This window comes from Liquorilactobacillus sucicola DSM 21376 = JCM 15457 (assembly GCF_000612445.1).
GTDB lineage: Bacteria > Bacillota > Bacilli > Lactobacillales > Lactobacillaceae > Liquorilactobacillus > Liquorilactobacillus sucicola.
In genome coordinates this window covers 72,233-88,937 of the sequence record NZ_BALC01000007.1, presented here as the reverse complement: position 1 = coordinate 88,937, position 16,705 = coordinate 72,233, and the positions used below count along the sequence as shown (strand labels likewise).

General features: G+C 37.7%; 12 protein-coding genes, 1 tRNA gene and 2 pseudogenes. 3 read left to right on the top strand and 12 right to left on the bottom strand.

What is annotated here, in order from left to right; translation table 11 throughout:
- Window positions 1-63: 63 nt before the first annotated feature.
- From JCM15457_RS10225 to rlmD, 4 genes are all read right to left on the bottom strand, one after another.
- Window positions 64-1,188: an AI-2E family transporter gene (locus JCM15457_RS10225; RefSeq protein ID WP_034989779.1), complete on the bottom strand. Its 1,125-nt coding sequence runs from the start codon at window positions 1,186-1,188 to the stop codon at window positions 64-66.
- Window positions 1,189-1,315: 127 nt separating this feature from the next.
- Window positions 1,316-1,861, bottom strand: coding sequence for a nucleoside tri-diphosphate phosphatase (gene ntdP, locus JCM15457_RS10220; protein WP_034989759.1), 546 nt, complete (start codon window positions 1,859-1,861; stop codon window positions 1,316-1,318).
- 205 nt (window positions 1,862-2,066) lie between these two features.
- A complete protein-coding gene (locus JCM15457_RS11765) occupies window positions 2,067-3,200 on the bottom strand; it encodes a serine hydrolase domain-containing protein (protein ID WP_051993459.1) in 1,134 nt (377 codons plus the stop codon).
- Between the two features lie 64 nt (window positions 3,201-3,264).
- Entirely contained in the window at window positions 3,265-4,665 is a 1,401-nt protein-coding gene (gene rlmD, locus JCM15457_RS10210; protein WP_034989757.1) for a 23S rRNA (uracil(1939)-C(5))-methyltransferase RlmD, read from the bottom strand.
- Between the two features lie 124 nt (window positions 4,666-4,789).
- Between rlmD and recX the strand changes: the two genes are divergently transcribed.
- Window positions 4,790-5,578 carry a recombination regulator RecX gene (gene recX, locus JCM15457_RS10205; protein ID WP_034989756.1) on the top strand — a complete coding sequence of 263 codons (789 nt, stop codon included), beginning with the start codon at window positions 4,790-4,792 and terminating at the stop codon, window positions 5,576-5,578.
- Between the two features lie 192 nt (window positions 5,579-5,770).
- Here recX and JCM15457_RS10200 read toward each other — a convergent pair whose 3' ends face one another.
- The 4 genes from JCM15457_RS10200 to map form a co-directional block, all read right to left on the bottom strand.
- Entirely contained in the window at window positions 5,771-6,670 is a 900-nt protein-coding gene (locus JCM15457_RS10200; RefSeq protein ID WP_235725678.1) for a YihY/virulence factor BrkB family protein, read from the bottom strand.
- 119 nt (window positions 6,671-6,789) lie between these two features.
- Window positions 6,790-7,317 (bottom strand): LysM peptidoglycan-binding domain-containing protein, encoded by a 528-nt coding sequence (locus tag JCM15457_RS10195; RefSeq protein ID WP_034989754.1) that lies wholly within the window; start codon window positions 7,315-7,317, stop codon window positions 6,790-6,792.
- A gap of 211 nt (window positions 7,318-7,528) precedes the next feature.
- Window positions 7,529-8,401: a UTP--glucose-1-phosphate uridylyltransferase GalU gene (gene galU / locus JCM15457_RS10190; protein ID WP_034989753.1), complete on the bottom strand. Its 873-nt coding sequence runs from the start codon at window positions 8,399-8,401 to the stop codon at window positions 7,529-7,531.
- 153 nt (window positions 8,402-8,554) lie between these two features.
- Entirely contained in the window at window positions 8,555-9,343 is a 789-nt protein-coding gene (gene map, locus JCM15457_RS10185; protein ID WP_034989752.1) for a type I methionyl aminopeptidase, read from the bottom strand.
- Window positions 9,344-9,509: 166 nt separating this feature from the next.
- On the opposite strand from map, the gene JCM15457_RS10180 reads away from it, so the two are divergent.
- Entirely contained in the window at window positions 9,510-9,968 is a 459-nt protein-coding gene (locus JCM15457_RS10180; RefSeq protein WP_034989750.1) for a flavodoxin, read from the top strand.
- 268 nt (window positions 9,969-10,236) lie between these two features.
- Window positions 10,237-12,944: pseudogene (locus tag JCM15457_RS10175) on the top strand (YfhO family protein); the annotation flags it as partial.
- 547 nt (window positions 12,945-13,491) lie between these two features.
- Here the strand turns inward: JCM15457_RS10175 and JCM15457_RS10170 are convergent.
- The 4 genes and pseudogenes from JCM15457_RS10170 to JCM15457_RS10155 all read right to left on the bottom strand — a co-directional run bounded on the left by JCM15457_RS10170 (window position 13,492) and on the right by JCM15457_RS10155 (window position 16,699).
- A complete protein-coding gene (locus tag JCM15457_RS10170; RefSeq protein WP_034989748.1) occupies window positions 13,492-13,893 on the bottom strand; it encodes a hypothetical protein in 402 nt (133 codons plus the stop codon).
- Window positions 13,894-13,916: 23 nt separating this feature from the next.
- The gene (gene wecB / locus JCM15457_RS10165; RefSeq protein ID WP_034989747.1) at window positions 13,917-15,056 is read right to left on the bottom strand and encodes a non-hydrolyzing UDP-N-acetylglucosamine 2-epimerase; all 1,140 of its coding nucleotides are present in this window, start codon (window positions 15,054-15,056) and stop codon (window positions 13,917-13,919) included.
- A 157-nt stretch (window positions 15,057-15,213) separates the two neighbouring features.
- A tRNA-Arg gene (locus tag JCM15457_RS10160) sits at window positions 15,214-15,287 on the bottom strand.
- A 120-nt stretch (window positions 15,288-15,407) separates the two neighbouring features.
- Window positions 15,408-16,699 (bottom strand): annotated as a pseudogene (locus JCM15457_RS10155) (DEAD/DEAH box helicase).
- Window positions 16,700-16,705: the final 6 nt, after the last annotated feature.

Sequence of the window (16,705 nt, the reverse complement as noted above, 5' to 3'; positions counted from 1 at the left end):
CTATAAACTTAATATACAATAACATAGTTGCATAATACCGTCAATCACGCTAAAAAGCAGCACCTATTTTGAACCATTGTCCTTTTCCAAGCGATATATATCCACAAAGTATTTAATGACGACTTTCAAAACTGCATATGTCGGAATTCCCAAAATCATTCCCATTAAACCAGCAATATTTCCAGCCACCAGAAGCAAGACAATAATCGTTAGCGGATGAATATCCAGCGACTTCCCAATGACATTCGGGTAAATAAGATTGCCGTCAACCTGCTGTACTATCACACAGATCACAATAACGGTGAACAACATTTTGGGGGAGATAAAGATCGCCAAGATCAAAGCCGGAAGCAAACCGATGTAAGGCCCCAAGTAAGGAATTATATTGGTAATGCCCGCTAAAACTCCCAGCAAAAATGCATAAGGCATTCCTACCGCCCAGTAACCTAAAAAGGTAAAAGTTGCAACAAACGCGCACTCGATAGCTTGCCCGCCAATATACTTAGAGATCGTATCTCCCATTTTCCCTAATAAAACTTCCGTTTTATCAGCGGGACGTGCCGGCAGCATTTTTTTAATGTTTGGAACCAGTCTATGACCATCTTTCAACATATAAAATAACATGAATGGGACAGTTATTGCTGTTACAGTAATGCTGGTTATTGTACCAATTACTGTTCCTAAACTAGTTGTGACATTGCCCATGAATCCCTGCAAAGATTCCTCAACTGTTTTTTCAAATTTTCCAGTGTAACTTTCAAGATTTAATTGTCTAATCCATTCATAGCGATTCAACTCAGTGTAATACTGATTGAAAATCTCCTGCAGTTTAGCAAGGTATGTAGGTGTTTTAGCTATTAATTGTCCAATTTGTGAAGCCAACAACGGAATTAAAAAAATTAACGCCAGTGCAACAATCGTTGCTAATAGTACGAAAACAATAACAACAGCTAAAGTACGGCTAATCTTGATATTTCTGATCTTGATCCTCATCAGCATGTTCACTAATGGTCGAAACAAATAATACAGAAATCCAGAGATGATGACTGGTGTAAATAGTGTTGAAATAAAGGTACCTATTGGTTCAAAAACAAAACCAATGTTAGAGCATACCCAGACAATAGTTGCCAAAAGCAGCAATTCAACTGTCCAAAATAAAATTTTCGATTTTTTAAAACTTTCAAACATTAAAATAACCATCCTTACAATATTTGCTGCAAAATCAACCGCTATCAGCCCAAATGTGTCAAAAAAAACTGTAATCACAAACCAAAGGACTTTGTAACTACAGATTTTTTGTTATAAACTGAGACATTCACTGCCGCCGTGACAACTCGAGATACCTTTTATACCAAATCTCGACGTATTCCTTCGAAAAGGGCCCCTTGCCTTGGTTTATCCAATCAACAAGTGTCAAAACATTATGCTTTAATATCTTGTCAATCTCATTTGAATAATGCCACTGTGCCCCATGCTCCTCATACTCATCAACGTCCAATAACTTTTTCTCTCCATTAGGAAAAACTTTGACATCAAGATCATAATCAATATACTTCAAAGCTTCCCTGTCAAGAACAGCTGGTGATGCAAGATTACAATAGTAAGACACTCCATTATCCCGAATCATCGCAATGATGTTAAACCAGTAATGTTTGTGGAAGTAGACCAGCGCGGGCTCCCGTGTGACCCAACGTCGACCGTCAGATTCAGTTACCAATGTATGGTCATTACATCCAATCAAAGCATTCTCACTCGTCTTCAGTACCATCGTGTCACGCCACGTTCGGTGTAAACTACCGTCATGTTTATAACTCTTGATGGTGATGAATTCACCTTCTCTTGGCTCTTTCGACTGACGCATTAAAAACCCTGCCTTCTATAAACACAGGTGTATGTTACACCGATATCATTCATATTATAGCAAATTTATTCAAAAAAACCTAAAGTTTATTGCATGTTTTCTTGAACTTCCAAACTTTTTTAATGCGCCAGTAAAAAATGATATAGTTTTGAATCAAACGCTATATTAAAAGGTCTATTAGCATTTGAATTGTTTGTCTGCAGAATCACAGCCTGCTGCCCATCAGCTGAGATATCGCTATTGTCTCGTAACCATACTCAATTCCGTGGAAATGATAACCATTATGTATACCCAAGCTATTAAATGGCTCCATATACTTTAGATGGTAAAGTCCAGAACTATACGTATTATTAGGTGGAAATACAGTATATAGTTCAGTTGTATATTTAGCGTTCAACACGCCACCCGTGATAAAGGCACGCAGCATTTTGTACAGGTCACCGTTTGTCATATACAGATTTCCAGTGCCCAACTCATTAGTATACTGATATCCCTTCTCACTCACAGGCATTCTGTAATCCCGTTTGTTTCCAGAACTATAGGCAATAGTCCTTCCGTCCGTCAGCTTATAATAGTCATTGAAAAAGTAAGTATTTCTTAGACCCAAGGGCTTTTGAATCATTCGTCTAAACTCATCATAGTAACTTCTCTTCGTCACTTTTTGAATTATCCCAGCCAGCAAGACAAAATTAGCGGGTTCATAATTCTGCTTGCCAATGTTTTTGGGATTTACCCTTACATTTTTTACATCGTATTTCACAAACTGATCCTGCGACATTGCTTTTACAGGCAAACTTTTTAAAGAAATACCCGAAATCATGTTGAGCATCTCTCTTAACGTGACCAAGCTGCCATAGCCGATACTGGGAAAGTACTTAGAAAGTTTGTCGTTAAGTGATACACGACCCTCTTGAACAAGCTTCATCAGCATCACCCCTGTCGCACCTTTTTGAACCGAACCAATTTGAAAAAGTGAATTGGGTGAATTCTTCTTATTTTCTAATCTCTCTGCGTAACCATACCCTTTTTGAAAGATAACCTTCCCATTTTTGATAATCAACGCTGTTCCGATAAAGCCATCATTTTTTAATTCATTTTCCACAAAGTTCGTGACTATTTTTTCATGCTTATCCTTGACAGTTGTTGCGAACTGGTCTCGCTTTCGTTCAGGTGTTTCTATTTTCTGAAGCGCCGGTGTTTTTCCTTCATTAACCACACTTGGTGTATTACTTTCTATCATTTGCTTACGTTCATTTAGTCTATGTCCTATAAAAATGCCGGTCAAAAGCGCAATTAAAAGAAACGCCACTATCCATTTGTATCTTTTCTTTGTCATCATAAATTACCTGCCAATAATAAAAATAAACAGCTTTTCAAGCTGTTAGATTACATTTGTCCACATACTACCTACTTCTTCTTGTCAGCTTAACGACAGCCTCGCACCTCGCAGTTTGTGGAAACATGTCAATCGATTGGATATACTCAACTCGATATTCCTGCGCCAACTTGACCAGATCGCGCGCTAAAGTAGAAGGATTGCATGAAACATAAACAAGCTTTTGAGGTTTGACGTATAAAATAGTTTTTATCAATTTAATATCCAACCCGGTCCGCGGTGGATCGACAACTATAGCACTGGGGACAAACCCTTTTTCAATCCATCGTGGTATCACCTCTTCAGCTTTTCCTGTCTCATAAGTTGTGTTAGTGTACCCATTCAGCTTGGCATTAAACTGCGCATCTTCAATTGCTTCAGGGATAATATCCATTCCACGTACTTCTTTGGCTTGCTCCGCAACGAATAATCCAATCGTCCCTACTCCACAATACGCGTCAAGCAAAATTTCATCTGGCTTCAAGGCTAACGCTTTTTTAATTTCCGTATACATTTTCTCTGTTTGTTCAGGATTTAATTGAAAAAAAGCACGCGCAGATAGTTTGAAGCTAATATTGCCTAACTTCTCCATCAGATACTCTCTTCCCGCTAGATGGATCGTCTTATCTCCCCAAACCAGAGCATGTCTTCCTTTATTAATATTTTGCATAACAGAGACTACCATAGGCAGTTCTTCCTCAATTTTCGCCAGTAATACTTTCTTTTGCGGAAGTTTAGCTGAATTTGTGATAAAAGTTAATTGTATATTTTTCTCAGCACGCGATTCGCGTACAACCAATGTTTTTACAATTCCTGAATTCTTCTTCTCGTCATAAATCGGTACTTCTAATTCTTGCAACATTCTACAGACTGTACGGATAACCTTCAATGTTAAGGGGCGTTGCGTACTAAAAGTCGGTAATGCAACCAAATCATGGCTGTTGCGTCGATAAAGTCCCGCAATTACCTGCCCGTGCACATTTTTACGCACTTGAAACTGGGCCTTATTCCGATACTCAAACGGTTTCTCCATACCAATCGTAGGCAAAATTTTGTATTTTTTGTAGCCAGAAGGTTTAAACTTTTCAAGCGCTTGTTTAATAACATCCCGTTTAAACTCTAACTGTCCTTCATAATTCAGATGTTCTAATTCAATACCACCAACATCATACTTATCTTTTTTTTCAACTCGCTTCTGGCTTTGTCGTCTGATTCTGTGTATTTTGGCAGTTGCATAATTGCTCTCAACATCTACAACTTCGGCAACAATTACCTCCTGTGGCAAAGCACCCGCGACAAAAATTACTTTGTGTTTAAAATACCCGATACCCTCCCCATTTATACCCAGACGTTTAATTGTGAGTGGAAAACGCTGTCCGATCTTAATTGGATAATCATTTTTTCTTTGTCTTCGATAATCTGCTGCCATTATTTTCTCCCTTTAAAATATTATAAATAATTATAGCATGTCTCTTTGAATATTTTATAATCCGCACTAAATTGTTATAATAATTGTAATGGTTTATAAATCACTATCAAAGGATGATTGCGCCTTGAAAATAACTAAAATTCAACTTCAAAAAAGAAAGGGACGCTTTAATATCTACATTGATGGCAAGTATTCATTTTCACTGAGTGAAGACGTACTTGTTAAATATCATTTGTTTAAAGATCAAGAACTGACAAGCACACAAATTGAGAATCTCTCCAATGCTGATGAGACAGCTAAAGCTCACTCAAAGGCACTCACTTACCTTTCTTCCCAGCTAAGAACTGAAAAAGAGGTAACTGATTACTTGAAGAAACACGATATCTCTCCTGAAAAGATCCAACTTGTTCTTGAAAAGTTACGCTATGAAAAATTGTTGGATGATAAAAAATATGCGGAAAGTTATATTAGAACAATGATGAAAACCTCAGATAAGGGTTTCAAAGTAATTCGCAACAACCTTCGCTCTAAAGGGGTCCTTGAAAAAACAATCGAAGATGCCGAAAAAGAATACAATAGCTCCTATATGATACAAAAGGGGATTGCTTTAGCCAAAAAATATGAAAGACAGTACTCTCGCTATCCTTTTAACCAGAAAATTCAGAAAATAAAGCAGCGCTTTTTAGCTAAGGGATTCTCTTCAGAGGAACTGCGCGCAATTACTGACAGCGTTGACTTTGGAAGGAATGAAGATGCCGAAAAACAGCTTTTGCAAGAACAAGCTACAAAACTATGGCACAAATACCATTCAACAATTCCTAAACAACGCTATTTTAAAGTAAAGCAGGCCCTTTACCGTAAGGGCTTCTCATTAAGTGAAATTGAAACTGTGCTTGCAAATTTCACCGAGTAAAACATTAATACTTTATTGTTTCTTCAAAACACCGGGCAGAATCAAACAAAGGGTTAAACCAAAATGGAAATAACACATTTTGGTTTAACCCTTTATTCTTCATGGATAAGGCCTTCCAGAAAACTCTGTACTATCAATAAACGCACCTGTTATATTTACAATACAAATTGCCCAATTCCATATCTTTAACTTTCATTTATCATAATTATTACGTAAGTATTTGCGTAATTTACCTTCTTTAGGTTTTATGATATTATGCTGCCGATACTCTAGAGTTGCATTAAGGCTGGCACCTAACATTATGACCCAGCCAGAATAGTTAAGCCAAAACAAAAGTACAATAAAGGTTCCAATTGTTCCATAACTTAGGACAGACCTAGCAAAATAATGTACATAAATCGAAAAGCCTTGCGCTAAAATAATCCAACCGACAGTCGCAAGTAACGCACCTGGGAAAACGAGCAACAAATGAAGGTTGGCATTCGGCAAGAAATAATACATCAAACTCAAAATGATAAACAACCCAAAAAAGGTAAGCGGCCATTTTAATCTGCCAAATATCCCAACAAACTCAACTGGTAAATTTAAAATTGGTGTGATATAACTTAGTACCATCTGACCAAAACTAAATAGGATAATAATTGAGATCAGCAAAATAGCAAAAACAATTGTCAAAAAAAAGGAAATCAATCTTGCTGTAATGGCTCCCTGTGAATCCTCAACATCATAGGCATTATTCATTGCTAACTTTAAAGCGTTGATCCCCTTGCTAGCCGCCCACAAGGCTACAAGAGCACTAATTGAAATTAGCCCTCCGCTTCCTCTATTTAAAAAAGATATAACAATTGGATGCAGTGTTTCATAAATCGTCGCCGGAACTGCAGTTTCTAAGTATGATAACACCGTTCCCGCTTTTATATTCAACAGCGGTAAAACATTACCCACCAGAATAATAGATGGAAAAAACGCTAAAAGAGAATAGTATGCGATCACAATTGACGTATTACTGATATCAATATCAGTTGCACGCTGAAACATTGATTTTATTATTTTGATTATTTCTCCAATACTGCTTTTTCCCCCTTTAATCATTTCCACCCCCAACATCTGTTAACTAAATAATCCTATTCACCAATCTACGATATATACGGGCTCAGATTACCACAATAATCCCTCTCAGTCACTCAACTTGCACTAAGACGCGTATTTTTTTATTCATTATCATTTGTCACGGAAGATGAAACTGTTGACGATCCCTTCATGCTTGGAACGATTAATTTTGCACCAGGATTTATAGTTCCTGTATCTAACTTATTCAAATCCATTAACTCGGTTGTCGTCGTATGGTATTTTTCTGCTATAATTGTTAAACTGTCCCCATACTTCACAGTATATGAGCCATATTTTTTCTTACTTGCACTGCTTTCAGACTGTGTTTTTTGAGCCTTATCAGGATCTGGATCGCTACTACTGGAGTTTTTGACCACTGTGGAGCTTTTGACACTCGTTTTTTCAGCCTGAGACGAACTCTTAGTGGTTCCATATTTTTCTCTAGCAATACTCTGTTGTTTTTTGTATTCGGCCTTCTGCGCACTCTTGTTGTCACTGAATGAACTATTCAATCTTGCACGAATGTTTTCATTTTTCCACCCAAAGAAACCAAGCAGCAAAATAATAATAGCTACTGCCGTGCCTTGTATTAATTTTTTATGTCCTTTGTGTGCTTTTTTCCTTGCCATTGTACTCTCCCCCTGAAATCAGTCTCCTATCAATCATAAATAATTATTAAATATAAATCAAATAATTTCAATAAAAATATTGCGTGTGTACAAAAAATAAACCGGGACCAAAAGTTATCTGTTCCCGGCAACTTACTATATCCTTTTTTAATAATTGAGCTTATGAATCCAAGAAAAGAATAACTAACTCTTCTCATTTTCCAAAGCTAATTTACTTTAAAGTTTTTGATAATTCTTTGATGTATGCTCGTAGGTCATCTTTAACCTCAGGGTGTTCAAGGCCAAATTGAATCGAAGTCTTCAAATAACCAAACTTATACCCTACATCAAAACGTTCTCCTTTAAACTCATGTGCAAAAACACGTTGAATTTTGTTCAAGCGGTCAATTGCATCGGTCAGCTGGATCTCGTTACCTGCTCCTGGCTTTTGAGTTTCTAACATTCCAAAAATTTCAGGAGTCAGCAAGTAACGTCCAATAATTGCCAAATCGCTAGGAGCTTTCTCAACTTCAGGCTTTTCAACGAATTTCTTAACATCATACAAACCTTTACTTGTCTCCGATCCCGGATCGATCACGCCATACTTATATACTTCCTCATGTGGAACATTCATGACCGCAAGTGTTGAAGCATGCGTCTGATCGTAACGATCGATCAATTGCTTAGTTAAAGGAACCTTGTCGCGCATTAAATCATCACCCAGCATGACAACAAAGGGTTCATTTCCAACAAAATCCTTTGCCATCAAAACTGCATCACCAAGGCCTCGCGGATGGGACTGACGAATAAAGTATAAATTGATATCTGTTGTCTGTTCGACTAGTTTTAGCAACTCTGTTTTGCCTTTTTCTTTTAAATTCTGCTCAAGTTCTGGAACAGAATCAAAATGATCTTCAATTGGGCGTTTGCCTTTACCAGTAACAACAAGTATATCTTCTATTCCTGATTTTTTTGCTTCCTCGACAATATATTGAATCGTTGGTTTATCAATTATTGGCAGCATTTCTTTTGCCAATGCTTTAGTTGCTGGAAGGAAACGTGTTCCCAATCCAGCTGCTGGAATAACAGCTTTTCTGACTTTCATTATGATAGCTCCTTATCTGTTAGCGTTATCAGAATACATAGATTATTATAGCATTCTTGTCCTGCAAAACAAGTGAAAAAATTTTTCCAGCCTGTCTTTCAATCTTGGGACTTTGTGAACACCAAGAATCACGACGATATTGCTTTAGAAGATCTATTTCAACAGATATTTCTTATCTCTTTCAGGATCTTGGGAAGTTAGGATCTTAGGACCATCATTCGTGATAGCCAATGTGTGTTCATATTGACACGACAAACTCCCATCGGCAGTTCTCGCTGTCCAGCCATTTGGATCATCCATTTCTGCCTTCCAAGTTCCCATGTTAATCATTGGTTCAATCGTAATCGTCATTCCAGCTCTCAACCGCAAGCCTTTACCTGCTTCACCGTAATGAGGAACGTTAGGACTTTCATGCATCGTCGGACCAATGCCGTGTCCAATAAATTCACGAACATCACCATAGCCATTCTCATCTTCCGTGAAATGTTGAATAGCTGCACCGATATCGCCAATTCGATTACCTACTTGTGCCTGCTCAATTCCCAAGTATAAAGCATCCTTAGTTACTTTCATCAAATGATCTATCTCAGGTGTCGACTTTCCAACAACATAAGACCAACACGAATCGCTCATCGCTCCATGATAATTAACCACCGTATCGACCTTAATCAAGTCGCCGTCTTTCAAAATCAAATTTTTGCGAGGGAAACCATGACAAATCTCGTCATTTACACTTACGCAAGTTGCGTATTTATAGCCTTCAAATCCAATCTGTTCTGGAATCGCATCATGCTCTTTATAATATTTAAGAGCGAATTTTTCAATTTCCCAACTGGAGATCCCTGGTTTGATGATGTCTCTGAGTCCTATATGCATACCTGCAAGAATAGCACCAGATTTTTGCATTTCTTCGATCTCACGTGGTGATTTTAATGTAATCATTATTTCTGAATTCCTCCCATTTATCTTCACTACCCATTATAACTTAATTTCTTGAAAATAGTGCAATAAGTTTATCTCAGGCATATAACATCAATTGTTATCGTCCGCTATCCTTGTTATCTGTTATAATGTTTCATAGTGAAATATTATGAAAGAGGGTATTTTAATGGCTAAAGCCAAAGTAGTATTTGCATCTATTACCGGCAATAATGAAGATGTGGCTGATATTATTTCTGAAGCTCTTGAAAGCAAAGGACTCGAAGTTGATACAGAAGAGATATCGCAGTGCGATGCCGCAGATTTTGAGGACGTTGATATCTGTGTTGTAACCCCTTATACCTACGATGAAGGAGCCCTTCCTGATGAAGGAATGGATTTCTTCGAAGATCTCGCCGAACTTGATCTAGCTGGCAAGATTTACGGAGTCGCCGGTTCAGGCGATACTTTCTATGGTGAATATTACTGTGTTGCAGTCGATAAATTTGACGAAGCATTCACACAAGCTGGTGCCACCAAGGGAGCCTCAAATGTCAAAATCAATTTGGCACCGGATTCCGATGAAGACATTAAACAATTAGAGGACTTCGCTGACTCATTAATCACTGCATACAATAAAAATAACTGATGTATCTTCTGTCAGCATCCCTAAGGAGCTAGGTTAAAATTTAACTTTTGACCCAGTTCTCCTATTTATTGCATATAAACGTTCTCTGGCTAGTTCGAATTACTCATGCCAAAAAACTCACTATGCTCATATTTTCGCGTTAGTTCCTAAATTTCACTGATTTTGTAATGCCTTAAAAGTAATGGAATATTAAAATAACCCCTACTTGACTTCACATGGACATTGTTTGTAATGTACAATACTTGAAGATAGTCAGGAGGGGCTTTTTGTGCAGTTTTCCTTTGAAAAAAAACGTAATAGTTCGTTGTATCTCAAATATACATTAATTTTTTCATTTGTTTCACTTTTTGTTTATGGCACTTATTTGCTAACTGGTCATTCACTTATCTGGCGCCTTGATGGTGCGCAACAACATTTACCGCTTCTTCAGGAATATCAGCAATTGCTGCATTCTTTTTTGCATAATCCTTTTCAAAAACTGCCCCAATGGTCATGGAGTTTAGGTGCTGGTGGCGATATTTTCCAAATTTATAGTTACTACGTACTGGGGGATATTTTCAGCTATTTGACCTTGTTATTTCCCACCAGCAAAATCGTATTTGTATACCAATTCTTGATTGTTATCCGTCTTTACTGTGCTGGAGCTGCTTTTTGCTTTTTCGCTTCGCACTTTAAATTTGCTCAACCAGTAATAATCACAGGGTCACTAATTTACATTTTCAATGCTTTTTTACTGTACTCAAATGTTGCCCAGCCTTTTTTCACAATCCCTTTTATCATTTTTCCTTTACTGATCATCGCTATTGAACGTGTTTTACAGGGATTATCCATCTGGCCTTTAATTATTGTTTTTTGCTGGATGCTCTTTAATAACTTTTATTTTGCTTACATGTTAGGTATTGGCGCAATCATTTTCCTTGTCTTGCGTTATCTGTTATATTACCGAAAAAAGATTCCCTTGCTGCAAATTTTTATTAAATTAAGTTTCTGTACTCTAATGAGCCTTTGCCTAACTGCTATTGTTCTTATTCCTGAAGTAATGGCGGTTCAAAATTCAACCCGTAACGGCGCTGTCTTTGCTAATGGACTAAAACTGTATCCCTTTTATTATTACCTTGCACTCCCTTCACAACTAATAAACGGTGGTAATCGCGATTTTTATTTTTGGAGTGCACTCGGATTTGCCAGCATCGTCTTCTTTGCCATCATCTACATTCTAGCTAAATGGAGACGCTACCCCCTCCTTGCAAGCATCTTTATGATAGGCGGCATAATGCTTCTCTTTCCTCTTTTTGGTGCCCTTTTTAACGGATTTATGGCTCCTTCTAACCGTTGGACGTTAATGCTTGCGCTCCCATTGTCGTTTGCGTGCTGTATCTTAATTACCAATGTTTCCAAACTTTCATCCAAACTCATACATTTATTTCGTAACTTACTCATAATCTACTCTGTATTCATTATTTCCTGTTATTATTTTCAGAATGATGAGAAAATATTTATTCCACTTTTGTTTTTGTTTGTAACTTATGGGGTGCTTGCTTTTTATTCACAGCATCACACAACAAAAGTTTTCCCTATCTTCCTTGTCTTGGTCCTGTTGAACGTGACTTTGAATGCAGTCTATTTTGAAGCACCTTATAACGGCGGTTATTCTAATGAGATGCTTCCACTAGGCTCATATAACAAGCTCGTCAAACAACGATATGCAGGCCTTAATACTGACCTGAAAGATACAAAGGACTATCGTGTTTCCACGATAAGCGGTAATTATTCTCTTGGATCAGGATTTCATATGTACAATACACTGCCGAGTAACACTAATTCCATTAGTTCTTACTACTCTCTGCAAAATAAAAATATAGGATCTTTCGCCAATATAATGCAGAATTCACAATTTGAAGCAAATATTCCCTTAGCTCAGCTTGATGACCGGACTGTTCTAAACAATTTCTTTGGCGTCCGCTACCTATTCACACAGCTTAATCGGACAAATGACCAGAAAATTCCAGCTGGATATAAGCTTGATAAAGTTAGCACATTGATCTCTGACGCTAATCAGAATGCTTCTCAAAACAGTCAGACTCAACGATATCGTAGTGATTATGCTTTTCCTTTGCTTTACTGGCAAGATCGCGCTTTTTCACGTTTAGATTATGCTAAGCTGTCCCCTACTCAAAAAGAACGAGCTTTAGCAGCTGGGGTTTTCTTAGGGACCAAATCGAGTAAACATTTAAAAAAAGCATCTGTCCGCAATGAAGTCAAAAACATTGATTATCAGCTAATATCCAGCAGAGGAAACATTGTTTCGCCAACTGATATCCAGCGAAAAGACAGTGCTGAGTCTTACCTGATCGTACTCAAAAATCCGAATGCATTCAAAAATTGCGAACTGCATTTAGAGTTCAGTGATATTAGTTATACACCAGAAACGTTGCAGAATCAGCTGGAGCTTGAGCAACAGAAACGTCGTTCTACCGCGGTCAATAGTCCATTGATGTTAAATGATTCTCTTAGTTACTACCAAAACCTCCGCTATCACATTCTCCAGGGGACGCCCGACAGCAGTTTTTCATTAACAGCTGTTTCACCGTTGACATCGGCAACGATTAAACAACCTAAGCAAAACGAATTGTCATTCTACAAAACTGTTAATAACGGTATTCTCAATATGGGATATTTTACTACCTTGCCGTCCAGTTTGGAACTAACACCATCAAAAATTGGTAACTATCATTTCAAACTAAAAATTACAGCTGAAAAAATAGACAAACGGTACTTTGCAGAGGTCAAAGAAATTCAAAAAAACGGCCTGAAAAAACTGCAATTTTCTCGTAACAGTGTTTCTGGCATCATTACTACTTCGCACACTGGTATTCTCACTTCAGCTATCCCATATTCTAAGGATGGCATGCAAGTGATAACGGTACTCCTGTGCATGTACGTAAGACAAATAATGCATTTGTCGGGATTAAATTAAAACCTGGAAAACACCAGATAAAGCTAACCTATCAAACACCAGGATTAAAGATGGGACAGCACTTCAGCTTGGTGGGAATTATGCTTCTTGCTATCAGCATTTTAGTAATCAAAATTAGAAAAAAGAGAGCTTGAAACTCTTTTTGATAGCAGACAACTCATGTTTCAAAGTCATCTAGTTAAAAGAACCACTAAAAAGGAAAAAATATTAGGGAAGGAAAGATTCCATGTGAAGGATGGGGAATGGCTAAATTAGAGGATGCTTCTATGGCAGACATGTGAGGTTAAGAAGCAAGATCCTCCCATTTTTTTCTACATGCGCACAAAAAAGGAAGCCTTTACTAATTTTCTTAAGGCTTCCCTAGTATTGAAACTTATTTACACACTACCACTATGCTTAAAAGATACATCTAGACAGGACTAAAATAGTTGTCCCTTAACTAACTAGTTGTTTTCTAATTCGATTCACCGAAACAACAGGCGAAAGTATGGGAAATTTTACCGCACAAATAATCTTCGTCTCTATCGGGGTATTTTTAGTTTTTCATTATTTTCTAAAATTATCTAAATCTAAAATTTTGTCTTTTATCGCAGTTCCCCCATGTGTTCCTTCGGGGTCATGTGCAATCGTATACTTAAGATGTTCCAACACATCAATAATTTCACGCAATTCTTGAACTTCTTGCGATATTTTTTCATCGGTTTCATTCGAATTACTGACGGCTTGTAGGTTAACCAAATCCTTTGTCATTTCCTGATAACGCAAAATTGCAAAAACAACGTTCATATTTGAGGAAATAGTTCGCGTATTCTCTATGTCGGGATGTTTTTCTATAAGATTAAATAATTCAGGATAATATCTGAGTGCGATCGTATATCCTGCAAAGTAACGATTAAATACATGTTCCTCAATGCCAAAACCGTAACGATCTACTTTTTTTTCACTCACACCTATTCCTCCTATAAGCACTATTAAAAATCAAACGGTCTTCGTTCCTGGGCACCGAAGAAATATCGCAGACTTTCAATAATTCGTTCAGCTGCATGACCATCCCCATAAGGATTGTTTGCCTCTGACATCCCCCTATAGGCTGCTTGATTATCAAGCAATTTTTCCATCTCTTTTTTCACACTATTAAAGTCGGTTCCAATTAATTTTAACGTTCCAGCAGCTACTCCTTCTGGTCTCTCGGTAGTGTCGCGTAACACCAAGACTGGTTTTCCTAATGCTGGCGCTTCCTCTTGAACTCCACCGGAATCCGTCATAATGAAGTAACTTCTCGCACTAAGATTATGAAAATCAACTACATCCAACGGCTCAATTAAATGAACTCGCTCAATGTCTCCAAGTATTTCACGTGCCGTTTCACGCACTTTAGGATTTAGATGCATTGGATAAATAACGTCAACTTCAGGATGATTCAGTAAGACATCACGCACTGCTGCAAAAACATTTTTCATTGGTTCACCTAGATTTTCACGCCGATGCATTGTCAACAAAATTATTTTGTGCTGCGCCTCTATCTCTTTTAGTGCATCATGCTCGTATCCCTCATGAATAGTCTCTTTCAGAGCATCAATTGCAGTGTTTCCAGTTACAAATATTTTTTCTTTATCGTGCCCTTCCTCTAGCAAATTGTTTTTACTTTGCTTGGTAGGTGCAAAATACAGATCGCTGAGAACATCAGTCATCTGACGATTCATTTCCTCAGGATATGGCGAATATTTATTCCATGTCCGCAGTCCAGCTTCGACATGCCCCAATGGAATTCTTTGATAGAATGCAGCTACACTTGCTGCAAATGTTGTTGTTGTATCACCATGTACTAGAACAATATCTGGTTTATTCTCTACAAGTACTCTATCCAATAATTGCAAAACGCTAGCCGTTATTTCGCCAAGTGTTTGATTAGCATGCATTATATTCAAATCATAATCGGGCTGAATGTTAAATGTTTTTAAAACCTGATCCAGCATTTCACGGTGTTGTGCTGTTACAACTGTTATGGCTTCGAACTCATCACTGTGTTTTTTTAATGCTAACACCAGTGGAGCCATTTTAATTGCTTCTGGTCGAGTACCAAAAACGGTCATTACTTTAATTTTTTTCAAAAACAATCAACTCCAGTATATTATTCCTTAGCTACATTGTACTACAAAACACATGCAGCAAACATTCTTATTAGCAAATAAGACAGCCTCTCCGCTTAGAGACTAAAAGGGTTGCGCCCAAAATAACATTTGGACACAACCCTCTTCTATTCAATAATGCGCTTGATCGGAATCGAACCGATGACCTACCGCTTAGGAGGCGGTCGCTCTATCCTGCTGAGCTACAAGCGCATTCCATAATAACTAACAACCATATAAGTATAAAAACTTATGTCATTAAAGTCAATACTAATCGTATTTTCAACTTTAGTTAATTAGAAATGGAAAAGATAGCTCGGTTAAAAAATGACACTATTTTTTACTCTTATCATGCTTTCCTTTATTCAGCTGTTGGCGTTTACGCTTTTTCTTATGTCTTCTAGGTACAATTGACTCTTTTCTTTTAAGGTCAGTCGTCTTCCTTTTGGCTTTACTCTTAGTTTTTACTTTGCGTTTGCCCTTTTCAAAAGTTTCAGCGGCCTCTTGTTTCTTCTGCGTAAATAATTCCTTATCAATCAGTTCACCTTTGTATAGATATCCTTCGTGCAATACATAATTTTCATGTGTGAGCAACTGTCTAAAATGCCGCAAATCATGTTCATTTCCCAAGTTAATTACTACACCAGCTGCACCCATTCTTCCAGTTCGACCGACACGATGAATATAAGTATTAGCATCTTTAGGCAAGTCAAAATTGACAACTGCTGGCAACTCAACAATATCCAAGCCACGAGCTGCAACATCAGTTGTCAACAACAGTGAGATTTTTCTTTGACGTAAATCACGCAGAGCCTGCTCTCTTTGTACCTGCCGCTGCTGTCCATCAAGAACTGCAACTTTAACTCCAAGGTAGCGCAAATTTTCAGCTGCAGCTTGGATAGTAGCAACCTGTTTAAAAAATACCAGTGCATAGAATCCATCTAGATGTGCTAATTTTCTCAAGGCATCAACACGCTTACGCACCGGTGTTTCAAGGAGATAATGAACCACTTTTCCTTGTGTATTATCACTTGCACGAACATCGACCGTTTCGACATCTATCCCAAACCAATGCGGCAACTCATTCAGAATTTCAGTTTTAGTGGCTGAAAAAAACACATTTGAATGCGACCGGGGCCATGACTAATCAACTCACGGCATGAAATCAAAGTTTCTTCCGTCAACAATTCATCCGCCTCATCCAAAACTACTGTGCGTAATTTATGAAGTTTCAATTTTTTTGCTTCTGCCAACTCAAGCATGCGTCCTGGAGTTCCAACAACAATTTCTGGATGTTTTTTAAGTTTTTCGATCTGCCGCTTCACGTTCGCACCGCCAATCAGTGACACAACTTTGAGTTCCATGACCTTTGCCCATGTTCGAATGACATCTGTCAGCTGTGCAGCTAATTCTTGTGCAGGAGCAACTATCATCAGTTGTGTCCCTTCACCCCTTACCAACTTCTCTAATAAAGGAATAGTGTATGCTAACGTTTTACCAGAGCCAGTTGGTGCTAATCCCAAAACATTACTACCAGAAATAAGTGGTTGATAAACTTTTTCTTGGATAGGTGAAAAATCTTTAAAACCTTGATCTTTAAAGAAAGCTTCTAATTTTCGCTTCATTTTTTC